This window comes from Pseudomonas sp. ES3-33, from assembly GCF_000952175.1.
In the GTDB taxonomy this organism is placed as follows: domain Bacteria; phylum Pseudomonadota; class Gammaproteobacteria; order Pseudomonadales; family Pseudomonadaceae; genus Aquipseudomonas; species Aquipseudomonas gregormendelii.
Genome location: NZ_JZRI01000055.1, coordinates 62,982 through 84,570, shown reverse-complemented (window position 1 = coordinate 84,570; position 21,589 = coordinate 62,982). Strand labels below are relative to the sequence as shown.

Genomic DNA, 21,589 nt, shown 5'->3' with positions numbered 1-21,589 from the left:
CCTTGAGCTTTGCACGCTGCCCATCCGTTTGAGAGCGAACCTGCAACTTCCGCTCCGCATACCGCAGATCAGCGTACGCAGCCTTGGGGTTATCTACCCTATAGCCATTGGGTATTGGGAATCATGCTGGCCTGACGCTATGTTCGATACGCGATTTTTTACGATGATAGAGCATCTGTATCTGATTTTTAGTCGATTGGCTTATTCGGCGGATGTGCGGGCAAATGCTTTACGCAGAGTACTGAAATGAAGGCCGGCTTCGGTCTGCCGTATCGAGCAAGAGGGGTCACTATGGTCACCAGAGGTTTCACCGGTCGCGGTTCAGGCGACCAGTCCGATCGGATTCCGCCAGGTCAGCATCTGGTGGAGGATTTCCCTGTTCTGTCGGCCGGCCCTACGCCGAGGGTAGAGCCCTCCGACTGGAAATTCACAGTCAAAATTGGTCCGAAGCCCGTCAAAACGTGGAATTGGGGCGAATTCAACACTCTACCAAAGACCCAGGTGACAAAGGATATTCACTGCGTCACCTCTTGGTCCAAACTGGATACCGTTTGGGAGGGTGTACTCATTGAAGACATCCTTGCAGATGCAGAGCTTGATCGGCCTACCGATTTCGTCTTGGCGCACTGCTACGATAATTATTCGACAAACGTCCCTCTGACGGATCTGCTTTCCGGGAAAGCGATGGTCGCCCTCAGTTATGCGGGCAAGCCACTTTCCCGCGATCATGGGGGGCCGGCGCGTCTTCTAGTGCCGCACCTTTACTTCTGGAAATCCGCCAAATGGGTGAATGCGCTGCAATTCACGACGCGTGACGAGGCCGGCTTTTGGGAGCTGCACGGCTATCACATCTACGGCGATCCGTGGCGCGAACAACGATACACCCATGACTGAAAACGAAGCGCAAGTCCGTTCGTGGCAATCATGCGTGATCGACGACATCATCCAGCAAACACCGAGTATCAAGAGCTTCTTCCTTCGGTTGAGCAAGCCGTTCGCGCACACCGCAGGTCAGCACGTCGATATCCGGCTGACCGCGCCCGACGGCTACAGTGCAATGCGCAGCTACTCGATCGCGTCATCGGCAGTTTCGACCCCGATCGTCGAGATAGCTATCGAGCGCATGCCGGATGCCGAAGTTTCGCCGTTTTTTCACGACATCGCGGCGATTGGTGACGAAATCGAAGTTCGCGGTCCGCTCGGTGGCCATTTCCTTTGGCCTGAGCCTGCCATAGATCCGGTTCTGTTGATCGGGGGAGGCTCCGGCCTCGTGCCGTTGATGGCAATGATCCGGCAGCGCCGCGCATTGGCCCAAGCCGTTCCGACAGCGTTGCTCCTGTCCGCACGAACCGCCGAGGACGTTCTCTTCTCAGAAGAACTTCATTGCATCGAAATCAGCGATCCGGCGTTCGTCCTGGCGCTCGCGATTACGCGCGAGAAACCGGTTCGCGCATCGGACTTTGCGCGACGGATCGACGGCATGATGGTCCAAGAAATTCTAACCAGGCTTCAGGGAAAGCCGACGCAAGTGTTCGTCTGCGGGTCTAACGGATTCGTCAACATCGCAACCGATAGCGCGCTGCTGGCGGGCTTGGACGCCTCCATCATCAAGACGGAGCGCTACGGGGGCTAGCGGCGCGAGCTATCTCACGTCGCGCCGATCGTAGACGTGCGCCCTGGGAAGCTTTGGCGATCAACGTGAACCGTTTTGCCGAACACAGTCTTCGTACCCCCCGGCCTCTAGAACGCCTTCGCTCGCGATACCTGGCTCGACATCAAGCTCAATTTGAAAGTTCCTGCACTATCCGTCGTCCTGATATGCTCGACCAGCATGATGGGCGATTCGAGCGGGACCGCTTCCGTCCCAATCGAGGCTCGGTTACCTTAGAGCATCGGCTCGGCGCTACAGGAGGCGCGTGCGGCCTCTGCCTGGCGGTGAAAGCACTTTGGGCCATGTCGCCTGGATAGCGGCCAATCGTCAGCATCTGCTCCGATGTCGGCCAAGGTGCAGTCGCCATCTTTGAACGCCGCGAATTGGAGATCAACGCCATGACAGCGATCCGCGTGCAACTGCCGGAGATGCAATATGACAACTGATGTATTGCTGTACACCACGAATTGGTGCCCGTTCTGCCGCCGAGCGAAGGCGCTCCTCAAGGAAAAGGGCGTGCGATGGAAGGAGCTCGATATTGAGGCGGATCCGGCTCACCGGCAGGCCATGGCGGAAGCGTCGGGGCGAAGCTCCGTGCCGCAGATCTTCATCAATGGCACCCTTATCGGTGGCTCCGATGAGCTATTCGCGCTCGATGTCAGAGGCGAGCTCGACAAACTTCTCGGGCGCAACCCGCCTGCCACCTGAGGAGGTGCGGCTTGGGGCAGCCAGCCCGCGAGCCTTCGCCGGTTGATGAATACAAAAGGAGAGTCCGTTGGTCTCAGCCATCTGGAAAGACACTACTATCGCCACAAGCGACGAAACAGTCATCGTCGAGGGAAATCACTACTTCCCACCGTCAGGAGTCGACCTGAGCCTGCTTGAGATGAGCCCGCACACATCTGTCTGTCCGATCAAAGGCGCCGCGCGCTTCTTTCATGTTCGCGCGGGTGACGCGCTCAACGTGAACGCCGCTTGGACCTATCCCGCCCCCACTCCGGATGCCGAGGGTATCCGGGATTACATCGCTTTCTGGAAAGGCGTGGACGTTGCCTAGCAGACTGGACGGACGACTTCGCTGATAGCCATGCGGGCGCCGACATCTCAATTATCCTGCCCACCCCGGGCCTCGTCGGCTGCAGGAATCTGCCCGGCACCTTAGCGCGACCCGGCACTGGCGGTCTCGCACCCGCCGCGCCTCTGTTCTATCAATAAGGATGGATGACATGGAGCATTCCGAGTTCGATGCCGCTTTCGCGAAGCTTGCGGAGGGATACAGAGAAGGGACTTATGAAGGCCGGCGTTTCAGCTTGATCGTCCGGCGATCTGGGGACGGACGTCGCAACAGTCTGTTCGCCAGGGAGTTGGACGGGACTGACATTGTCAGCTTCAACCTCTTCCGCGTTACATCAGATAGGACATTGTTGAAGCCGTGCGAAATGTCCGCCGAAAAGGTCGTAGCGTTCGTGCTGGAGTTCCGACCGGACACCTGACGGGCAGAAGAAGATCCCGGCCAACCGGCGCGCCTGCGACGGCCGGCTATCTAAGGCTGCGCAAGCCTATAGCCGCAGCTCATTGCACTTCGTCTGGCGAGGAATTCAACATCGATACGTCGCCATCCGCGGGGATATCGGTACAGGCGCCCGTGTAAGCCAGATTGAGAAATCCTAAGCGATGACTAACACCAATGACGCCACCCTTCCGACACATTCTATTCTTGAGGAATGCACAGCGATGGCTGTCGTCAACGCTCTGAAGATTATTCTGAAGAACAGCTACGCGATCTACCTTAAGACAAAAAATGCCACTCGGGCGCATCCCGCCCCTACTTCAGGGACTTTCACTTGCTTCTCGCTCTGTCACTCACAGCATCGGCACGCCCATGACGCATGGTATCCAGGCCTCATAATTTTCCCATATAACCTTCTTGTCTTTTGCGCACCCAGAAAGACTCGAGGCTTTAACTGGACAGATGAGCCCTCGAGGGTAGTGTTCACCTGATTGGCTTTCTCATATCTGATGTTGATTCGCACAGTGTGCCAACCAGGTGATAGTTTCAAAAAACCTGCGCTTCAGAGCGAATTAGACGATCTTCGATAAGAGCGATCCGCCTCAAAATCCAAAACATCTAACATTGTCCTAGAGCCATATTTGTACCTAGTACTATGGCGCTCCCATTAACACATTTGATGATGCACAGAAAACTTAGCTCATGATAGCTTTCAGCTAACAGCTATTCGGAAGCCCGAAAGGATTCAACCGTTTAAGCGTGAACCGTCGATTATAAATACTTTCGTAAGTTAGCTTTAAAGGACGCTTTTAGTCCTTGTAAATACGCATTACGACTCCACAGCTACCAAATCCATACGGCGCCAGCAACCATTAAAACACCCGACACTACTAAAACAATAGTAGAGGCGCGATTGCTGCCTTTCAAAGTATGACCAACACCCACATCCATAACTAGGTGTCGAATTCCGGCTACGAGATGATAAATAAATGAAGAGTATACCAACCAGAAACTAACTTTGCCGAAAGGTGAAGAAAAAATCTCCTTGACTTCATTAAAACCCTTTTCTGACTCCAACGATTTGCTCAGCATATACAGTATCAGTCCCAGAAAAATAAAGAGCATAATTCCTGAAATCCGGTGCAGAATCGATGTAAGCGCCGTGAGAGGAAGCTGAATGGTTCGAATATCAAGATTAACCGGCCGCTTTTTATTCATTTTGACTCCAGTCAACAATTCTAGTGGGGGATTTCAGTTTTCGATCTCATTCATCATAGCAGCTGTAACTAAGGCTGGCGGCGACAATAATGGAGATATTCGGGGCTTACGTTGCATTTTGAGGTCGCAGGTGCATGTGCGTAAATTGAAGCAAATTGCAAGGTTATGCCCAATAGGTAGCTAGCTTATTAATTTAACAAAAGTGACGTGTGTCGTTCTGCAGGGCATGCTGTTCCCCAACCCTGGAAAACCTATCCTCTTTAACACGTCAAAGTCGATTGATAGGCTTGCTGCAACAGCTATCTGCCCGGTTGAAGTCGAAGATCGATGTATCTGTAGGGTTTGGAAATAAATGCGGGCGCCCACCGCACTCACGGCTCAGTTACCATTCTTTGTGCATCGCGGCCGCGCGGCTAGTTGGTAGCTGTTCTAAGCCTAGTCAGTGCCGCCCTTCGCCCCAAGCCCCATAGTCAGATTTGAGAAATGACAGTAGGCGATGCCGCAACGCGCTTCATCGACCTATGTAAAACGACTCCTTTATCGAAATAGTGCACTCATCGCTCTCCACGGCGATCCCTTCATCGCGAATTGCACCGCCCAAGACGATCTGCACTGAAATCAATACTTTCTGATGCCTCTTGATTAGAGATGCCAGCCATAATCATCTCATCGCCAACGCATACGGCGTTCGGCAGCCAACACACTCTCACTCACTACTGGAAGCTCAGACATGAAAACCATAGGCATTGAAAACTCGAAGTCCAGCGTACAGGCCCACTTAACGCTTGGAACCAAAACTATGGGGCTAGGTATCTATGGCGCGTACTTGGCTCTCGCTATTATTTACTTCTGGTTCGGCGGCATGAAATTTACCCACTACGAGGCCGAGGGCCTGGTTCCACTGGTGAGCAACAGCCCGCTTTTGGGATGGGTGTATAGCATTTTTTCGGTCGACATGTTCTCCAGCCTGCTCGGCATACTAGAGATTTCGATCGGCACTCTGATCGCAGGCCGCATGCTGTCGCCCAAACTATCCGTGGTAGGAGGCGCTCTGTCTGCAGGCCTGTTCTTCACAACCCTTAGCTTTATGTTTTCCACTCCGGGCGTCATTGAGCCTAGTTTAGGGTTTCCGGCGATTTCCGTTGCGCCAGGTCAGTTTCTGCTTAAAGACTTAGGGTTGCTTGCTGTTTCGATATTTGTGGCAGGCCATTCGCTGGTTGAACTGGAAAAACGTAAAATTAATGCATAATTTTTTCAATGGCTTAAGGCAGTAATGCCTTAGGCCTTTTTGCCATCATTTTCCCCCGCCAGATCTTTCAACCAGTCACGAGGGCTCAACCCCGTCTTGCGTCTAAATGCGCGAGACAGCGCCGAAGGACTTTCGTAGCCGACTTGAGCTGCAATCAGCGTAATCGAGCGCCCTTCTCGCATCAGCTTCTGAGCCAGGCTAACTCGCCAACTCAACAAATAATCAGCAGGCGTCTGTCCGATGACACTCTTGAAATGCACGGCATACGCAGCGCGTGACATATTTGACTCACTGGCCAGCTCTGCTATTGACCAGGCATGTTCCGGGGAGTTGTGCATCTGTAAAAGCGATCGGGCAAGCCGCATGTCGGCCAGTCCAGCCATCATTCCGGTGCGCAACTGGTGATGATCGAGCAGGTAACGGAGCAACAGAATGATTAGGAGCTCAAATAAGCGCTCAAGCGCGGCTTCCCTTCCACAATGCACATTTGCCGCCTCGGCAAACATCCACTCCAACGTGTCTGCCAGCATGGGCAGATCATCGAGTGCGAGCACCAAACAGTCCGGTAATGAAGCCGACAAAGGATTATCAATTCCGCCCTCAAACTCCATGGAAGCACACAACAACTTTGCGCCATCGGACTCACCCGCAAACAATTGATGCTTGGCGGGGCGTGGCATAAAAATCAAGCTAGGGCGAGTGAGCTGCAAATCCTTGCGATCGGGACCAAGCAACGTCACGCTGCCGGCCTGAAGCAGATGGATATAACCTCGCCGCTCGGCGCCATCGTAAGATGCAGAGCCGCATAGGTCGCCGTCATAGAACAGATTGGCCCGCACGCCGAACCGCGAGAGCAAATTAGACAAACGATCCATTGGCCGATCCTTGACGAGTCAGAACGCACAGACCATACCATCTGCGTTGTCGTTCAGTGCCTGTAGCGAACATGCCGGCGTAAATCAGCCAACGGATAAAGTGATCACTGAGCAGCTCAGCCTCCCTTTCCAGTTCGGCTGTTAAAAAAACAACACCGTTGTTTGAAAGCACCAGCAAATCAAGTGCTCACTCTTCTATTTTACGGGGTTGTACGCCGGAATCCCAGAAATTTCCGTCAGCCCAGCTCCAGTCCCGCCACGAGCGCATCCAGGTCGATGAACTTGCCGTCAGTCTGGAAGGTGTAATGCCCGTTCAGCAGGATGTGCCGCCAGGCCGCTGGCGACATCTGCGTGATCAACGCCAGCGCCTTGGCATTGCCAGCTGCCTCGTACTTCGTCAGCAGCAGGGACAGGATCGCCGAGTTGTAGAAGATGATCGCGTTGCCGATCAGCCTGGCGCACTGGTTGCTGATCTCGATTTCGATGTCGGTGCGGCCGGTCAATTCCTTCTTCCCACCGACTTGGGCGATGGTCGAGCGTAGCTGGTGATAGGACTCAATGCGGTTCTGCGAGCGGTGAACATTACGCTCCAGTTGCGGGTCGCGCAGGTAGCGCAGTGTGTAGATACTGCGGATGAGCTTGTCGAACTCGAAGATTGCGCGCCGCGTCGGGTTCGGCGCCGTATAGGTGCACAGCTTGCGGATCAGCGTGCCCTGCGTCATTTCCTTCAGGCCCAGTGTGGCGACGATTCGGTCGATGTTCGCCTTCTCACCGACGATGAGTTGCCGGTCGATCTGGCCAGCCGGCCGGATCAGGCATTTCTCGTACAATGCCAGATCATCGGCGCAATACAGCTCCTGCAACTGGTCGTCGAGGTCGGTGAAGCGCGGCTCGAAACGAAGTCCGAACCAGTGCAGGATGGCGAAGTTGGCCTTGTTGATGCTGTGCATGTCGCCGGTGATCGCGCTCGGCACGATGTCCGACGTGTTGCGGTACCAGATGTCGAACACGTGGTGAGCCTCGTACTCGTGTGCGCCTATCAGGTAGCCGTTCAACGGCACGTGATTGCACAGCAGCGTGTAGGCGACGACGCCCTTGCCGCGGCCGAAATATTTGCGCGAGTAGCGCGCCTTCACAGTTGGTCGCTCGACGCCGAATTTCTGCCCATCAACGGCACCGTACAACGAATCGAGGTCGAACGAGTAATGCGGGAAGATCGGCAGTGCGGCGATGGCGTTGCTGATGCAATCGTTGGCCACATGTAGCGTCGCCTGGCGCAGGTACTGCTGGTAGGTACTCTCCAGGACGTGGTACGGGATGTCGCTGGTACGTGCCATAACCTGGTTGCCGTGGTTCATGGCTTGGGCAATGATCACCGCCATCAGACTGTCGGCGTCGGCTACCTTCTTCGCATAGCGTGGCTGCAATGGTGTCAGCGCCGACAGGAACTGGCACTGGCCGTTGACGAAGCGAAACACGTCGGCGACATCGCAGTATGGCAGTTGCTCGTAGAGAGCTTGCTCGCGCGCCTTCTGGTTCTCCCCCTTGGGCTTGCGCCAGGTCAGTCTCTGCGTGTCCTTGTCGTATTCCAGGTGCGTCAGCTTGCCCTGTTTCAGCTCGCGATTGAACGCCACCCATTGCGCACGCAACTCGGCCGCCAGTGCATCGAGCTGGGCACTGACCGGCTGCCGCAGGAAGGGGATGTCCATCTGCGCGAGCACGGCGGCTTTCTCGTCCATCGAAACCAACTCGTCGGACAAATGCCGGTGCTGCAAGCTGTCGTCAATGTAGAGCTCGCCCGCCTGGAAGCGTTTCCTGACCTGACGGTAAAGCCAGAATTCGTAACGATCGGCATGCAGGCCTGTCGGCGTGCCTTCGGCATCGAACATCAGCAGGTACGGACGCAAGCGTTTCGGCAGCGTTGCCGCCGGACATTCGTCGAGTGGCCGTTGTGATAGGCGCTGCTGCTTGGCGAACACGCTCTTGGCCCAAGTCAGCGCCGCGAGCCATGGGTTATCGGGGGCCGTGCCGGCGAAGTCGAGCGCGACGTACAGCGGCCGTAGATGGCGTCGAATGCGTTCGGCCAGGCCGTCCACCGCCTGCCAGTGCAGCGCCAGTTTGTTCAGTGGCTTGACGCTCATGCGCTGCGCCGTGTTTTGCAGCAATTCCCTGGACATGATTTTGTAGGCGCGTTGGCGCACCTCGCCGAACGGCGTCGGATCGGCCACGCTGTCGTCCACGTACAGCGACAGCAGGCGGCCAACCTGCGGCGTTTCCTGATGGCGTCGCAGCTGTTCGGCGACAAAGGACTGTTTCGCACCCGTGCGGCTCTCGTCCTCAAGTTTTTTCATGTGGAAGGCCATCGCGTCGACCAGGTTGTCGGTGAGCTGCCGGTAACGTACCCAGGCATAGCACAGCAGGTAGAGCCGGGTCTGCTCCGCCTTCAGGTGGCGCAGGTCATGGACGGTATAGAAGTTCGCCAGGCTCGCGTAGTACAGCAGGTTCTGCTGCGAGATGCCGAGCTTGGGCAGCAGCGCCTTGGCGATCCCGTGCAAGGACTTCAGCGTGGCGCGCTTCTCGCGCTCCCCTGCCATCTGACGCCAGCCGAAATCTTTAGCGTCCTGCTTGAGCGCTGCCAGTTGAGACAGGGTGTCGTCACGCACCAGGAGCTGGCCCAGCGCAGCTTTGGCCGATTCGTCCAACACTTCTGCCAGCAAGCCGCCCAAGCGCCTGCGTTCGGTGGACAGGGCTTCACTGACCAGCTCTTGTAAGGTGGTGTGGCCGGGCCGGATGATTTTGTGCTCGCTGAGCCAAACGATCAGTTCGGCGGCCACGAATCCTGGCATTACGTCGCGCCGCACGATCTGTTCAGCCTGCTGTGCCAGTTGCGGCAGGAAGCTAGCCGCCCACGACCGGTAGCCGAACAGTTCGGCGATCTGACCCCTCTGGCTGTAGTGCTCATGCTTGGTGATCGCCTTGCGTTCGAACGCTTCGCCGTGGAAATAGCGACTCAGCACGAAGGCGCAATCGTCCTCGACCTCATGCCAATCGAAGCGGAAGAAAGCATGCTTGGCCTTGAAGTAGCCGATCTGCAAGACGCAATAGACTTGGGCCTGCAGGCTAGGCCGGCTGCTGGCGAACGCCAGTTCAGATTCGGTCAACGCCAGGTATTCCAGCCGCTGAGCATCGTCGAAGTCCGGTAGGCCGTACAAGGCTTCCTGCTCTGCGTCAGAAAAGACGGTGAGTAGCTTATTCTTGTTGCTCATCGACCGTCCTTCCCGCACCACGCCAACCTGCTCGCGTCAATGTTTCGATCAACGTAGTGCGCTTGACATTGAAGTTGCGGCACACCGCCGCCTTAGACATGCCGCCATCGAGCGCGGCGACGATGGCGTCCAGCTTCTCACCAGTGATCGCCTGCGGCCGGCCGCCGATCCGGCCGCGTTTGCGTGCGGCGGCCAAGCCCGCGACGACGCGCTCCTGAATCAAGGCGCGCTCGTACTGCGCGAGCGCACCGAACACCTGGAACAGGAATTCGCCCGAGGGCGTCGTAGTGTCCAGGTTCTCTGTCAGCGAGCGGAACGCCACCCGCTTGTCCTTGAGCGAAGTCACAATGGCGAGCAGGTGCGACAGCGAGCGACCGAGCCGGTCGAGTTTCCACACCACCAGCACATCGCCGGCTCGAACGAACTCAAGCGCCCGCGCCAAGCCGGCACGGTCATCCTTCGCGCCAGAGGCACGATCCTCAAACAGGTGACGCGGATCGACGCCGGCGGCGAGCAGCGCGTCGCGCTGCAAGTCCGTGCTCTGGCGGTCGGAGTCCGACGACACGCGCATGTAGCCAACCAACATAGGCGGATAACCATCAAAAACAGGTTTCCGCATAATAGTGAATAGCGATAGAGTTTTCCGTACATTTTTGAGGGGGTGTTGCACAGGTAGCACAGCGGCGGCTGACAGCCTGTCGCAAAACAAATGTTTTACGACACCTCCTTGAGGTTGCCGCGTTTACATCATTACCTGAACAGGTATAAAATTCCGTCATGACAAACAAAGAAAAACCGCTCGAATGGATCGCGAGCAGCCACAAGGATTTGATGGCGTTGCCGTCCGACGTGCGTCGCCGTTTCGGTTACGCGCTCTCGTTGGCGCAGATAGGCGATCAGGATGACGCAGCAAAGGTGCTCAAGGGGTTCGGTGGTACCGGCGTGCTGGAGGTCGTCGAAGACGATGCCGGCGGCACCTATCGAGCGGTATACACGGTCAAGTTTGCGGAAGCGGTGTTCGTCCTGCACTGCTTCCAGAAGAAGAGCAAGAGCGGAATCGCCACGCCAAAGGCCGACATGGACATCATCCGCGCTCGGCTGAAGGTGGCCGAGGTATTGGCACAGGAGCTACGAAATGCAAAAACGAATCATTGAAGGCGTCGAGGTTCAGCGCAGCTCGGGCAACGTCTTTGCCGACCTTGGACTGCCTGACGCTGAAAAGCTCAAGATCAAGACCGGCCTGGTGGTCGAGATCAGGAGGGCCATGCGCGCCCTTGGGCTGACTCAACAAGCGGCGGCCAAACGCATGGGCATCCCGCAACCGAAGGTGTCGGGCATGATGCGCGGCGACTTCACCAATCTATCCGAACGCAAGCTGATGGATTGTCTGAATCGCCTCGGCTACGACATCGAAATCAAGGTACGGCCAGCAGCCGAGCCGATCGGGCATCTAACGCTCGCAACCGCTTAATCGGAGCTCTCCTGATGGCAGCCCGCATCACCGACGACGAATGGGACGAACTGACTCCCGAGAATTTCGATACCACGGCACTGCTGCGTGCAGTCGATGCCGTGGACGTGCTGCGCGGCGATTTGAATGACAGCGCAGACGGCGCACCTCCGCAACTGCGCACCGACCTGTTGAAGCTGCATCAACTGGCAATGGCCGCGTTCAACGAGGGATCACGCAGCCGAGTGGCTTAGCTATTTGATCTCGCCGTGGATCTTCAGGATCAGGTTGATCATCTGATGACCTCGCTGGAACAAGTGCAAGAAACCCTGTCCCGGTTGACGGCGCTCTACCCAGAAAGCCTGTCCTGAATGTTCTTGGAGACAACCACATCATGAGCCGCAGCCGCCGCAAAACGCCCATCGTTGGGCACACGACCTGCCGTAGCGAGCGCGAGGACAAGAAACTCTGGCATCAGCGCTGGCGAACCCACGAGCGCACCGCGCTGGCCAGCGCGTCGCCGGAAGCTCTATGCGCCCATCTGCCTCTACTGGAAAACCAGGTCAGCAACGTCTGGTCGATGGGTAAGGATGGCCGCTCCTACTGGCCCATCAAGCGCCAGGCCGCCACGGCGGATCGCATTGCCAACCACAAGGGACGCAATCCGCAAGAGCGCGCCTCCCTGAAAAAGCGTCTGCTGCGCAAGTGGATGAGCAAATGAACCTGTCCACCATCGAGGCGCTGGCTATCGCTTGGGCGCGAATCGCTGAAGAAGCAGAACTCCCAGCCGGCTACGAGGGCACGGCGACGCCAGAGGCGCATCGGGCCTGCGAGGTGATCCAGGAGCGGATTCGAGAGCACGTCGTCGCCACCAATGACATGCGGCTGTTCGGCCTGCTGCACCTGCTTGGGCAGGCGTCGCTGCGCATGGAGCAAGCGCTGTGGCCGGAAGAATATGCGCGGATGACCCGCGAGGTCGAGGAAGCTCTCCGAGAGGCCGACGACCCCAACGCCAAGTCGTACACCCACGAAGAAGTCATGCAGGCGATGCAGGAACGCATCGACCGAGCGCGAGACAAAGCCATGTTGATCGGCTGACGGAAATTTCGGCGGTTCCGGCTGATCCAAGAATCTTGGCGTGACCTTACCTCCGCTCTACCGCTGGGTGCCAGCCTCGGCGCACGCCTAACCACCCAACTCAGAAAGGAAAATAAGTTGGTAAAACGCATTCCCGTATCCGAGCTTCGTCTCGGCATGTACATCCACAAGCTCGCCGGCTCTTGGGTTCGACACCCATTCTGGCGCGGCAGCTTCCTGCTGACCGAGCCTCAGGATCTCTCTGCCATTCGAGAATGTGGCGTCGGGGAGGTCTGGGTCGACTTGGCCAAAAGCCAAGTCGACCCAGAGAGCCCAGAGAGCCCAGAGAGCCCAGAGCCCAGAGCCCAGAGCCCAGAGCCCAGAGCCCAGAGCCCAGAGAATTGTCGGAGGAGCAATCTCTGCCGTCTAGTCCACTAAGCAAGAAAAGTGACGGCGCAACCTCAATGGAGAGCGAAATGTGTTATGCACGGAAACTCTGTCTTGCGGCCAAGTCCCAAGTCATGGACATGTTCCAGGAAGCCCGGCTTGGCAAGGCCGTCGACCCAAGCACGACGTTGCCGCTGGTCGGAGAAATCGCTGCCTCGGTGCTGCGCCAACCTCATGCCCTCATCAGCGTCGCACGCATCAAAACGCACGACGATTACACCTACCTGCACTCGGTTGCCGTCTGCGCCCTGATGCTATCGCTGGCCCGGCATCTCGATCTAGACGAGGAGCAAACGCGCCTGGCTGGCATCGGCGGACTGATGCACGACCTAGGCAAGGCCGCGATGCCGCTGGAAGTGCTTAACAAACCAGGCAAGCTCACCGATGCCGAGTTCGCCATCATGAAGCGCCACCCTGTGGAGGGCGCAAAGATGCTGCGCGCAGGCGGGGCCGAGCCCGGGGTGGTGGACATTGCCCTGCACCATCACGAGAAGATCGACGGAACCGGCTACCCGGATCGCTTGGCCGGTGACGCCATTTCACTCCTGGCCCGCATGGGCGCAATCTGCGACGTCTATGATGCCGTGACGTCGGAGCGAGCCTACAAAAAGCCGTGGGACCCGTCCGCGGCGATGCGGCAGATGGCCAAGTGGGAGGGCCATTTCGACAAACGCATCTTCCACGCCTTCGTCAAGGCCGTGGGCATCTACCCCGTCGGCTCCTTGGTTCGCCTGTCCTCTCAGCGTCTGGCCGTTGTCGTTGAGCCGGGAATGGAATCACTGCTGACTCCCAAGGTTCGCGTGTTCTTCTCGCTACGCTCGAGAGAGCCGATCCCGATGCAGACCATCGACCTGGCGGCCACGAGTTGCAAGGACAGTATCACTGGCCCCGAAGACCCGACGCTCTGGAACTTCAAGAACCTCGACGACTTGTGGATGGAATAGCCCCCACAAAACGACGGCCCCGTGAGGGAGCCGTTGAACATCGTCGAGCGATGCCCGTCCAGGGAGGGATGGCCGAGCTCGATTCTCCAGAAGGTAGCTGGTGACACGAGTGTTGAGCCCACCCAACTAGGGTGACGGAAATTTCTGGGGTTCCGGCTTACATCCCCATCAAGGAAGACACCCAGGCGAAGCTGGCGCTGACCGGGATTACCGGCACGTCGATCATTCAGCTGAGCGGCGGCACGCCCCAGAGCCCGACGCTCAAGGGCAAGGACGGCAAGCTGCCGGTGATCGTGGCGTCGCCCTCGCCCATCGCTCGCCTGCTGAACGACAGCAACGACCTGATGGCGGGCGTCAACACGCTGATGCACAACGCCAACCTGATGTTCTCCACGGAAAACGTCGAGCGCATCAGCAAGACCCTGGAGCACCTGGAGCAGACGACGGGCACCATCGCGGACCAGCGCGGCGATATCCGCCAGGCCATGCAACAGCTGGCATCAGTGGGCAAGCAGGCGGGCGCCATGCTGGAACAGACCTCTGCGCTGATGCGCAATGCCAACGGCCTGCTCAATGATCAGGGCAAGCAGATGTTCGGCAGCGCCGAGCAAGCCATGAAGTCGCTGGAACAAAGCAGCGCCACCATCAATAAGCTGCTGTCCAGCAACCAGGACTCGCTCAACAATGGCATGCAGGGTCTTAACGGGCTCGCACCCGCTGTGCGAGAACTGCGCGATACGCTGACCTCGTTGCGCGCCATCTCCCAGCGCCTGGAAGCCAATCCCAGCGGATATCTGCTGGGCAACGACAAGAACAAGGAATTCACCCCATGAAGCTGACCCGCGCCCTGCTCTTCACCGGTTTTGCGCTGATCAGTGCCTGCTCGATCCTGCCCAAGTCGGATCCGTCGGATGTGTACCGACTGCCATCGCCTCAAGGCGCTGCTCCGGTCAGGCACGACGCCGTTCAGCCGTGGTCGTTGCGTCTGGCCAAACCCCAAGCAAGTCAGGCACTGAACAGCCCGAACATCGCCGTCATTCCCCAGGGCGACCTGATCAGCAGTTACAAAGCCTCGCGCTGGAGTGACCCTGCCCCCGTGTTGCTGCGCAATCGCCTGCTGGATGGCTTTCAGCGTGACGGCCGGGTAACGCTGCTAAGCACTGACGACAGCAACTTCCAGGCGGACCTGGAGCTCGGTGGCAATTTGCAGGCGTTCCAGACCGAGTATCAGGGTACGGCGGCTACCGTGGTGGTGCGTCTGGATGCGTTGTTGGTGCGCGGGTATGACCAGCGGATTCTCGCCAGTCGCCGCTTTGAAGTGCGCCAGCCGCTGACCGACGTGCAGGTGCCGGCCGTGGTGGCCGGGTTTGGCCTGGCGAGCGATCAGTTGACGGCGCAGGTGGTGGATTGGGCGGTGGCGCAAGGCCAAAAAGCAGCCCCGCTGCCGCGCCCATAAATCCGGCACATTCCCTCTCCAGGCGCGAGCTAGATCGCGAAGCGCTTGAGGGGGCCGCTGGGTGTCAGGTTGCCAGCGTTATCGCTCACGACCATCGCGAGCTCGCTCCTACAAGGGGCCCTTGTTAGCCGAAGAACCAGTAGCAAACGCCGATTGCGCAGGCTACTCCGGCGAACTCCGCCAATAAAGCGCAGCCAACAGCATGCCGCGCACGCTGAATTCCTACCGCGCCGAAGTACACCGCCAACACATAAAACGTGGTTTCAGTGCTGCCCTGTATCGTCGCCGCCACCAACGCCGGGAAGCTGTCGACCCCAGACGTTTTCATGGTCTCGATCAACATGGCGCGGGCGGCGCTGCCGGAGAAGGGTTTGACCATCGCTGTCGGTAGCGCGTCAACGAACCGCGTGTCCCAACCCGCCCACTCCACAAGGTGCCGAATGCCATCCAGGCCAAAATCCAGCGCGCCCGAGGCCCGCAACACGCCGACCGCGCAGAGCATCGCCACCAGGTACGGCAACAGATTCTTCGCTACATCGAAGCCTTCCTTCGCACCTTCGACGAACGCTTCATAGACCTTAACTTTGCGTAGCGCGCCAATCACCAGGAACAGCATGATCAGGCCAAACAGCGTCAGGTTGCCGAGAATGGAAGACAGGCCGGCCAATGCGGTGGCTGACAGCGTCGCCAGCAGTGCCATGAAGCCGCCGAGTGCCAGGGCACCGGGGATCATGTAGGCAAGCACCACCGGATCCCACAGACGCAGGCGTTGCATGAATGCCACGGATAGCAACCCAACCAGAGTCGAACAGCTGGTGGCCAGCAGGATCGGCAGGAACACCAGGGTTGGATCCGGCGCACCTTGCTGCGCCCGGTACATGAAGATCGTCACCGGCAGCAGCGTCAGCGAAGAGGCATTGAGCACCAGGAAGAGGATTTGCGCGTTGCTGGCAATGGTCGGGCTGGGGTTGAGCTCCTGCAGTGCCTTCATGGCTTTCAAGCCGATTGGTGTGGCAGCGTTGTCCAGGCCCAGGCCGTTGGCGGCGAAGTTGAGGGTGATCAGGCCGATCGCCGGGTGACCCGCCGGGACTTCCGGCATCAGCCGCAGGAACAGCGGCCCCAACGCTTTTGCCAACCAGTCGACGATGCCGGCTTTTTCGGCGATCCGCAGAAAGCCCAGCCAAAGGGTGAGGGTGCCAAACAACAGGACCATGACCTCGACCGACAACTTGGCCATGGCGAAAATGCTCTCCACCATCGCGGCAAAGATCCCGGCGTTGCCGCCAATCAACCACTGCGCCAGCGCCGATACGGCGGCCACGATGAAGAAGCCAAGCCACAGGCCATTAAGCATCAGTCAAATCCCCCAAAGAATGCGGCGAATGATAGCGGGGTAGCCAGAAACGACAAACCCCGGATTTCTCCGGGGTTTGTCTGGCGGCCTATTTACATGGATGGCCTCAACCTACTGTAGGAGCTGCCGAAGGCTGCGATCTTTTGATCTGGCTTTTAAAAAAAATCAAAAGATCGCAGCCTTCGGCAGCTCCTACAGAGTGATCTGCACCCCAAAAGTCATGATGAATGTTCAACATTTTGGGGGCAGACCAGCGTGCGTCAGTTTTTGGAAATTTCGCCTGCCGGCAGTTTTTCCTTGCTGCGCCAGTGCGGCAACGAGTTCCAGTAGCGTTGGCCCTTGGCATCGTCGTACATGCCTTCCCAGCGGGAGATGACCAGGACCGCCAAAGCGTTGCCGATCACGTTCAGTGCGGTACGGGCCATGTCCATGATGCGGTCGACACCGGCGATGAACGCCAGGCCTTCCAATGGAATACCCACGCTGCCCAGGGTCGCCAGCAGCACCACGAAGGACACGCCCGGCACGCCGGCGATGCCTTTGGAGGTTACCATCAGGGTCAACACCAGCAGCAGTTGCTGGCTGATCGACAAGTCAATGCCGTACAGCTGGGCAATGAAGATTGCCGCGATGCTCTGATACAGCGTCGAGCCGTCGAGGTTGAAGGAGTAGCCGGTCGGTACCACGAAGCTGCAGATGGCTTTCGGCGCGCCGTAGGCTTCCATTTTCTCGATAACCCGCGGCAGCACGGTTTCGGAGCTGGCGGTGGAGTAGGCCAGTACCAGCTCATCCTTGAAGATGCGCATCAGCTTGATCACCGAGAAGCCGAACAGGCGAGCAATCAGGCCCAGCACCATGAAGGCGAAGAAGGCAATAGCGAAGTAAACCAGCAGCACCAGTTTGGCCAGTGGCAGCAGGGACGCGAAGCCGAAGTTGGCCACGGTCACCGCGATCAGGGCGAACACGCCGATCGGGGCATAGTTCATGATCATGTGGGTGACCTTGAACATGCTTTCCGACACGCCCTGGAACAGGGTGACCAGCGGATCGCGCAATTCCGGTTTCAGGCTCGACAGACCGAGGCCGAACAATACCGAGAAGAAAATGATCGGGAGCATCTCGCCGCGAGCAATGGCCGCGAAGATATTCGACGGGATCAGGTTGAGAATGGTCTCGATGAACGCGTGTTCATGCTGGACCTCGGCAGCTGTGGCCTGGTACTTGGAGATATCCACAGTGCCCAGGGTGCTCATGTCGATGCCGGAGCCCGGGTGGAACAGGTTGGCCAGTACCAGCCCGACGACGATGGCGATCGTGGTGACCACTTCGAAGTAGAGGATGGTCTTGAGGCCGATGCTGCCGAGCTTTTTCGCGTCACCGACGCCTGCAATGCCGACGATCAACGAAGAGATTACGATCGGAATCACGATCATCTTGATCAGACGGATAAAGATATCGCCTGCCGGTTGCAGAACGTTACTGATCCACCAGGCTTTTTCGGCACCGAAATGGTTGAGCAGCGCACCGATTGCAATCCCCAATACCAGACCGATGAGGATCTGCCAGGCGAGGCTAAGCTTTGCCTTCTTCATATCTTTACCCTTACTTGCGTTTGACTCAGGCAGATGCGCGGAACAGGAACGCTCATGGCGAAAAAGTCTTGTGCATCGGCCTCCGTATAAGGTGCCCCGGAGCGCTTGTTGGTAGCTCTCTGGCAGGCGAAAAAAGGCGCAACTATTCCGATGCAAGGCAGCGACGTCTAATGCCGTAAACGCCTACCCTATGCCGAATCGGCATGAGCTTTTTTAATCGAAACTGGCGTCCCAACCGGTTCGAATACGACATTTCGGCAGGCAAAAGTGCCGTGAACCGGCCATTACAGCGGGTATTGAGTGTTTTTTGATCAATCGTAGAAAGGGATTTTTGGCGCAAAATTCGCTGATCAGAAAGTCAAATAGCCTTGAAAAATCAGGTTATTTTTCTCGATGTACGGTCGCCAGGAAACACCGGGAAATGTATTTTTCCGGTGAAATTGATTCGAATTGTAGAGAGGAAGGTGCAAACGAGGATTGAGTGCTAACCGAATGCCTCGATTGCATAAGCTCTTCGCAGGTTCGTCGACATTGAATATCGCGAACCTGCGTCGCAGCTTTTTTCCTGACCCGGCCCTTGCGCAGGTACTCCCTGTACCCGTAGGTCACTGCGCCCCTGAAACAGGCAGAGCGTCCCGGCCCCCTGGTCATGCGCCTGCCGTCATCGGGCAGTGCAGCGGAAAGACGCCTGGCGGCCTCTTTCTATTTCAAACTCAGTACCACTTTGGATCTTTTTTCAGTTGTTCCATCAACAGGTTCTGCATGCCCTCATCGGGCTTGCCGAGGAACCGGTAAGTAGCATGTCGCGTCGGCGACTTGTCAGCCGGCAGACCGGCTGGCACTTCAACCAGCATCCCGTAGGCGTCATCCTTGTCGAAGCTGACAGCAACGATCAGACGCTTGTTCAGACAGGTCGCCTGCGATTCGCATAGCGGTCCTACAAGGTACTTGTCGCCATCCTCTTCCACTGCATTCATTTGCTCGGCGTCTCCGGACAGGTTCATCACCCATTCCGGCAGGCGTTCTTCCTTCTTCACCACGCCTTGCCAGGTTTCGCGATACTGCGGATCGGAATTCAACAGCTCGTTGACCCGCGTCTGGCCATCATTGGCCGCCATCGCCATGGCACTGCCGCCCAGTAGCAGGGCGGCTGCCAGTGTCTTCAACGAGACGTTCATGTTCAGCCTCGACCACGACGGCCAAAGAAGAACGACGCAATGAACATCACCAGGAACACGACAAAGAGAATCTTGGCGATACCCGTGGCGGTGCCCGCGATACCACCGAAGCCCAGTACGGCGGCAATGATGGCAATGATCAAGAATGTGATTGCCCAGCTCAACATGGTGATTCTCCTTACGCTTCTATTTTAGAGGTGATGCTTTGTGGTGCTTTTCCCGGCGCAAGCAGCGCGCCAAGTCTGGTGATCAGAACACCCAGCGCTCCTGACGAGGCATCTCATTCGCAGGCTGTGCCTGGTCGACGTCCATCATCCGCAGGGGGGTGCTATCTGCCGCTTGACTGCTGGCGGCACTGAAGTGGGTTTGAGTCGGATATTTGAATGACAGATGCGGCGCTTCCTGCTGCTGGCTCTGCTCCCAACGCTGGAATTGCTGGCCGCCAATCAATGTGATCAAAAGCGCAAGTACAGCGAACAGACCTTGCTGGATGTGCAGGGGCGAGATGCGCAATTGGGCGGCACGTTGGCGATTCATCCGGAAACTCCTCCCACTTCGGTGGTGATCTTGTTGTGGGCGATCTTTTGCCCTGATTACCCAGAGTATTGCAGCCTGCATGCCAGCTTTTTCATAAGAAAAAAGTGTTTAAAAACAATGACTTAAAAGATTGTTGAAAATCACATTGAACGCATCCTGCACGATGGGCTCTCTACGGTCGTGCGTAATGCACGATAATGCCGTAGGAACTTTCATTCTTTTTGAATTGAGAGGAGGGCGCGGATGTCAGAAATGGACGTGGGCAATTGCCCTAAACACCGTATTTCACAAAAAATCCTGTTAAATCAAGCCTTTGTCTGACGAGGCGGTAGATAGCTACCCTTCCCTTGATGAAAAGGCACAGAATTGACCATGCAACTTGCCCGATTTTTCCGGGACTAACCTAAGATCATTCTTTATGGAGCGTAGGAAAATGGAGTCAGCCACTGAGCATCAAGGCCGCATTCTGCTGGTGGACGACGAATCCGCCATCCTGCGAACTTTCCGTTATTGCCTTGAAGACGAAGGCTACAGTGTCGCCACTGCCAACAGCGCTGCCCAGGCAGATGCCTTGTTGCAACGCCAGGTGTTTGACCTGTGCTTTCTGGATTTGCGCCTGGGAGAAGACAACGGCCTCGACGTACTCGCACAGATGCGCATTCAGGCGCCATGGATGCGTGTCGTCATAGTCACCGCTCATTCGGCTGTGGATACGGCTGTAGATGCCATCCAGGCCGGTGCTGCCGATTATCTGGTCAAGCCGTGCAGCCCCGACCAGTTGCGTCTGGCCACGGCCAAGCAATTGGAAGTGCGGCAACTGTCGGCGCGTCTTGAAGCGCTGGAAGGTGAAGTGCGCAAGCCCAAGGACGGCCTGGACTCCCATAGCCCGGCCATGAAAGTGGTGCTGGAAACTGCCCGCCAAGTCGCCGGTACCGACGCCAACATCCTTATTCTCGGCGAGTCAGGGACGGGTAAGGGCGAGTTGTCCCATGCCATTCACGGCTGGAGCAAGCGCGCGAAAAAATCTTGCGTCACTATTAACTGTCCTTCGCTGACCGCCGAGTTGATGGAGAGCGAACTGTTCGGTCACAGTCGGGGTGCTTTTACCGGCGCCAGCGAAAGCACCTTGGGTCGAGTCAACCAGGCGGATGGCGGAACTTTGTTTCTTGATGAGATCGGCGATTTTCCCCTCACGTTACAACCAAAGTTGCTGCGTTTTATTCAGGACAAGGAATATGAGCGAGTCGGCGACCCGGTCACTCGCCGTGCCGATGTGCGGATTCTGGCGGCGACCAACCTCAACCTCGAAGACATGGTGCGCGATGGGCGTTTTCGCGAAGACCTGCTTTATCGGTTGAACGTCATCACGTTGCATCTGCCGCCTTTGCGCGAGCGGCGTGAAGATATCCTGAATCTGGCTGATCGCTTCCTGGCCCGCTTCGTCAAGGAGTATGCGCGACCGGCGCGGGGTTTCAGCGAGGAGGCCCGCGAGGCGTTACTCGGGTATCGCTGGCCGGGTAACATCCGCGAACTGCGTAACGTAGTGGAGCGTGCGAGCATCATTTGCCCGCAGGAACGAGTCGAGATCAGCCACCTGGGCATGGCGGAAACGCCGGTGAACAACGCGCCGCGTATTGGCGCGGCACTGAGTCTGGACGAGCTGGAAAAGGCTCACATCGGCGCGGTCCTGGCCACTGCCGACACGCTGGACCAGGCTGCCAAGACCTTGGGTATCGACGCCTCGACGTTGTATCGCAAACGCAAGCAGTACAACCTGTGAGTCAT

Annotated in this window: 22 protein-coding genes and 2 pseudogenes; 15 read left to right on the top strand and 9 right to left on the bottom strand. The window is 57.5% G+C overall.

Annotation, left to right across the window (positions count from 1 at the left end):
• Positions 1-246 precede the first annotated feature (246 nt).
• The 5 genes from UB23_RS09770 to UB23_RS09750 all read left to right on the top strand — a co-directional run bounded on the left by UB23_RS09770 (position 247) and on the right by UB23_RS09750 (position 3,144).
• On the top strand, positions 247-894 hold the full coding sequence (locus UB23_RS09770; protein WP_002118288.1) for a sulfite oxidase-like oxidoreductase: 648 nt from the start codon (positions 247-249) through the stop codon (positions 892-894).
• Positions 887-1,633: a ferredoxin reductase gene (locus UB23_RS09765; RefSeq protein ID WP_002118292.1), complete on the top strand. Its 747-nt coding sequence runs from the start codon at positions 887-889 to the stop codon at positions 1,631-1,633. Before UB23_RS09770 ends, UB23_RS09765 begins: the two co-directional genes overlap by 8 nt.
• A 453-nt stretch (positions 1,634-2,086) precedes the next feature.
• Positions 2,087-2,359 (top strand): glutaredoxin 3, encoded by a 273-nt coding sequence (gene grxC, locus UB23_RS09760; protein ID WP_005005995.1) that lies wholly within the window; start codon positions 2,087-2,089, stop codon positions 2,357-2,359.
• A gap of 67 nt (positions 2,360-2,426) precedes the next feature.
• Entirely contained in the window at positions 2,427-2,708 is a 282-nt protein-coding gene (locus UB23_RS09755; RefSeq protein WP_003464986.1) for a DUF427 domain-containing protein, read from the top strand.
• Between the two features lie 169 nt (positions 2,709-2,877).
• Entirely contained in the window at positions 2,878-3,144 is a 267-nt protein-coding gene (locus tag UB23_RS09750) for a hypothetical protein (RefSeq protein ID WP_003464988.1), read from the top strand.
• Between the two features lie 860 nt (positions 3,145-4,004).
• On the opposite strand, the gene sdhC is transcribed toward UB23_RS09750, so the two are convergent.
• A complete protein-coding gene (gene sdhC / locus UB23_RS09745; protein WP_005005993.1) occupies positions 4,005-4,379 on the bottom strand; it encodes a succinate dehydrogenase, cytochrome b556 subunit in 375 nt (124 codons plus the stop codon).
• Between the two features lie 730 nt (positions 4,380-5,109).
• Between sdhC and UB23_RS09740 the strand changes: the two genes are divergently transcribed.
• A complete protein-coding gene (locus tag UB23_RS09740) occupies positions 5,110-5,628 on the top strand; it encodes a YkgB family protein (protein WP_003464991.1) in 519 nt (172 codons plus the stop codon).
• A 29-nt stretch (positions 5,629-5,657) separates the two neighbouring features.
• Here the strand turns inward: UB23_RS09740 and UB23_RS09735 are convergent, their stop codons facing one another.
• The 3 genes from UB23_RS09735 to UB23_RS09725 all read right to left on the bottom strand — a co-directional run bounded on the left by UB23_RS09735 (position 5,658) and on the right by UB23_RS09725 (position 10,355).
• Complete coding sequence (locus UB23_RS09735; RefSeq protein ID WP_003464995.1) at positions 5,658-6,503, bottom strand: AraC family transcriptional regulator; 846 nt, start codon at positions 6,501-6,503, stop codon at positions 5,658-5,660.
• A 236-nt stretch (positions 6,504-6,739) separates the two neighbouring features.
• On the bottom strand, positions 6,740-9,769 hold the full coding sequence (locus UB23_RS09730; protein ID WP_010799689.1) for a Tn3 family transposase: 3,030 nt from the start codon (positions 9,767-9,769) through the stop codon (positions 6,740-6,742).
• Entirely contained in the window at positions 9,753-10,355 is a 603-nt protein-coding gene (locus tag UB23_RS09725) for a recombinase family protein (protein ID WP_010465829.1), read from the bottom strand. Before UB23_RS09725 ends, UB23_RS09730 begins: the two co-directional genes overlap by 17 nt.
• Before the next feature lie 191 nt (positions 10,356-10,546).
• Here UB23_RS09725 and UB23_RS09720 point away from each other — a divergent pair, with 191 nt between their 5' ends.
• The 8 genes and pseudogenes from UB23_RS09720 (at position 10,547) to UB23_RS09685 (ending at position 15,143) form a co-directional block, all read left to right on the top strand.
• Positions 10,547-10,924, top strand: a complete 378-nt coding sequence (locus UB23_RS09720; RefSeq protein WP_042933781.1) for a type II toxin-antitoxin system RelE/ParE family toxin — start codon at positions 10,547-10,549, stop codon at positions 10,922-10,924.
• Complete coding sequence (locus UB23_RS09715) at positions 10,905-11,240, top strand: helix-turn-helix domain-containing protein (RefSeq protein WP_001172026.1); 336 nt, start codon at positions 10,905-10,907, stop codon at positions 11,238-11,240. The genes UB23_RS09720 and UB23_RS09715 overlap by 20 nt, the downstream gene beginning before the upstream one ends.
• Before the next feature lie 14 nt (positions 11,241-11,254).
• Positions 11,255-11,473 carry a hypothetical protein gene (locus UB23_RS09710; protein WP_232877936.1) on the top strand — a complete coding sequence of 73 codons (219 nt, stop codon included), beginning with the start codon at positions 11,255-11,257 and terminating at the stop codon, positions 11,471-11,473.
• 140 nt (positions 11,474-11,613) lie between these two features.
• Positions 11,614-11,940 carry a hypothetical protein gene (locus tag UB23_RS09705; protein WP_000091614.1) on the top strand — a complete coding sequence of 109 codons (327 nt, stop codon included), beginning with the start codon at positions 11,614-11,616 and terminating at the stop codon, positions 11,938-11,940.
• Complete coding sequence (locus UB23_RS09700) at positions 11,937-12,317, top strand: hypothetical protein (RefSeq protein WP_001054412.1); 381 nt, start codon at positions 11,937-11,939, stop codon at positions 12,315-12,317. Before UB23_RS09705 ends, UB23_RS09700 begins: the two co-directional genes overlap by 4 nt.
• Before the next feature lie 117 nt (positions 12,318-12,434).
• Positions 12,435-13,687 (top strand): annotated as a pseudogene (locus tag UB23_RS30225) (HD-GYP domain-containing protein).
• Between the two features lie 164 nt (positions 13,688-13,851).
• Positions 13,852-14,520 (top strand): annotated as a pseudogene (locus UB23_RS09690) (MlaD family protein); the annotation flags it as partial.
• Positions 14,517-15,143: an ABC-type transport auxiliary lipoprotein family protein gene (locus tag UB23_RS09685; protein WP_045059130.1), complete on the top strand. Its 627-nt coding sequence runs from the start codon at positions 14,517-14,519 to the stop codon at positions 15,141-15,143. The pseudogene UB23_RS09690 and the gene UB23_RS09685, both read left to right, overlap by 4 nt.
• A 124-nt stretch (positions 15,144-15,267) precedes the next feature.
• Here UB23_RS09685 and UB23_RS09680 read toward each other — a convergent pair whose 3' ends face one another.
• The 5 genes from UB23_RS09680 to UB23_RS09660 form a co-directional block, all read right to left on the bottom strand.
• Positions 15,268-16,497: a nucleoside recognition domain-containing protein gene (locus UB23_RS09680; RefSeq protein WP_045059129.1), complete on the bottom strand. Its 1,230-nt coding sequence runs from the start codon at positions 16,495-16,497 to the stop codon at positions 15,268-15,270.
• Between the two features lie 260 nt (positions 16,498-16,757).
• Entirely contained in the window at positions 16,758-18,089 is a 1,332-nt protein-coding gene (gene gltP / locus UB23_RS09675) for a glutamate/aspartate:proton symporter GltP (RefSeq protein ID WP_045059128.1), read from the bottom strand.
• A 713-nt stretch (positions 18,090-18,802) separates the two neighbouring features.
• A complete protein-coding gene (locus UB23_RS09670) occupies positions 18,803-19,267 on the bottom strand; it encodes an inhibitor of vertebrate lysozyme family protein (protein ID WP_045059127.1) in 465 nt (154 codons plus the stop codon).
• 2 nt (positions 19,268-19,269) lie between these two features.
• Positions 19,270-19,434, bottom strand: a complete 165-nt coding sequence (locus tag UB23_RS28425; protein ID WP_003177151.1) for a DUF1328 domain-containing protein — start codon at positions 19,432-19,434, stop codon at positions 19,270-19,272.
• A gap of 82 nt (positions 19,435-19,516) precedes the next feature.
• Positions 19,517-19,804: a hypothetical protein gene (locus tag UB23_RS09660; RefSeq protein WP_045059126.1), complete on the bottom strand. Its 288-nt coding sequence runs from the start codon at positions 19,802-19,804 to the stop codon at positions 19,517-19,519.
• 433 nt (positions 19,805-20,237) lie between these two features.
• Here UB23_RS09660 and algB point away from each other — a divergent pair, with 433 nt between their 5' ends.
• Positions 20,238-21,584 (top strand): sigma-54-dependent response regulator transcription factor AlgB, encoded by a 1,347-nt coding sequence (gene algB, locus UB23_RS09655; RefSeq protein WP_045059125.1) that lies wholly within the window; start codon positions 20,238-20,240, stop codon positions 21,582-21,584.
• Positions 21,585-21,589 lie beyond the last annotated feature (5 nt).

Excerpts from the sequence above, each read along its gene's own strand:
- UB23_RS28425 (WP_003177151.1), bottom strand. The coding sequence starts at position 19,434 with ATGTTGAGCTGGGCAATCACATTCTTGATCATTGCCATCATTGCCGCC.
- UB23_RS09710 (WP_232877936.1), top strand. The coding sequence starts at position 11,255 with ATGGCAGCCCGCATCACCGACGACGAATGGGACGAACTGACTCCCGAG.
- UB23_RS09705 (WP_000091614.1), top strand. The coding sequence starts at position 11,614 with ATGAGCCGCAGCCGCCGCAAAACGCCCATCGTTGGGCACACGACCTGC.
- grxC (WP_005005995.1), top strand. The coding sequence starts at position 2,087 with ATGACAACTGATGTATTGCTGTACACCACGAATTGGTGCCCGTTCTGC.
- UB23_RS09765 (WP_002118292.1), top strand. The coding sequence starts at position 887 with ATGACTGAAAACGAAGCGCAAGTCCGTTCGTGGCAATCATGCGTGATC.
- UB23_RS09660 (WP_045059126.1), bottom strand. The coding sequence starts at position 19,804 with ATGAATCGCCAACGTGCCGCCCAATTGCGCATCTCGCCCCTGCACATC.
- UB23_RS09715 (WP_001172026.1), top strand. The coding sequence starts at position 10,905 with ATGCAAAAACGAATCATTGAAGGCGTCGAGGTTCAGCGCAGCTCGGGC.
- UB23_RS09670 (WP_045059127.1), bottom strand. The coding sequence starts at position 19,267 with ATGAACGTCTCGTTGAAGACACTGGCAGCCGCCCTGCTACTGGGCGGC.
- UB23_RS09720 (WP_042933781.1), top strand. The coding sequence starts at position 10,547 with ATGACAAACAAAGAAAAACCGCTCGAATGGATCGCGAGCAGCCACAAG.
- UB23_RS09725 (WP_010465829.1), bottom strand. The coding sequence starts at position 10,355 with ATGTTGGTTGGCTACATGCGCGTGTCGTCGGACTCCGACCGCCAGAGC.
- sdhC (WP_005005993.1), bottom strand. The coding sequence starts at position 4,379 with ATGAATAAAAAGCGGCCGGTTAATCTTGATATTCGAACCATTCAGCTT.
- UB23_RS09680 (WP_045059129.1), bottom strand. The coding sequence starts at position 16,497 with ATGCTTAATGGCCTGTGGCTTGGCTTCTTCATCGTGGCCGCCGTATCG.
- UB23_RS09740 (WP_003464991.1), top strand. The coding sequence starts at position 5,110 with ATGAAAACCATAGGCATTGAAAACTCGAAGTCCAGCGTACAGGCCCAC.
- gltP (WP_045059128.1), bottom strand. The coding sequence starts at position 18,089 with ATGAAGAAGGCAAAGCTTAGCCTCGCCTGGCAGATCCTCATCGGTCTG.
- UB23_RS09685 (WP_045059130.1), top strand. The coding sequence starts at position 14,517 with ATGAAGCTGACCCGCGCCCTGCTCTTCACCGGTTTTGCGCTGATCAGT.
- UB23_RS09750 (WP_003464988.1), top strand. The coding sequence starts at position 2,878 with ATGGAGCATTCCGAGTTCGATGCCGCTTTCGCGAAGCTTGCGGAGGGA.
- UB23_RS09770 (WP_002118288.1), top strand. The coding sequence starts at position 247 with ATGAAGGCCGGCTTCGGTCTGCCGTATCGAGCAAGAGGGGTCACTATG.
- UB23_RS09730 (WP_010799689.1), bottom strand. The coding sequence starts at position 9,769 with ATGAGCAACAAGAATAAGCTACTCACCGTCTTTTCTGACGCAGAGCAG.
- UB23_RS09735 (WP_003464995.1), bottom strand. The coding sequence starts at position 6,503 with ATGGATCGTTTGTCTAATTTGCTCTCGCGGTTCGGCGTGCGGGCCAAT.
- algB (WP_045059125.1), top strand. The coding sequence starts at position 20,238 with ATGGAGTCAGCCACTGAGCATCAAGGCCGCATTCTGCTGGTGGACGAC.
- UB23_RS09700 (WP_001054412.1), top strand. The coding sequence starts at position 11,937 with ATGAACCTGTCCACCATCGAGGCGCTGGCTATCGCTTGGGCGCGAATC.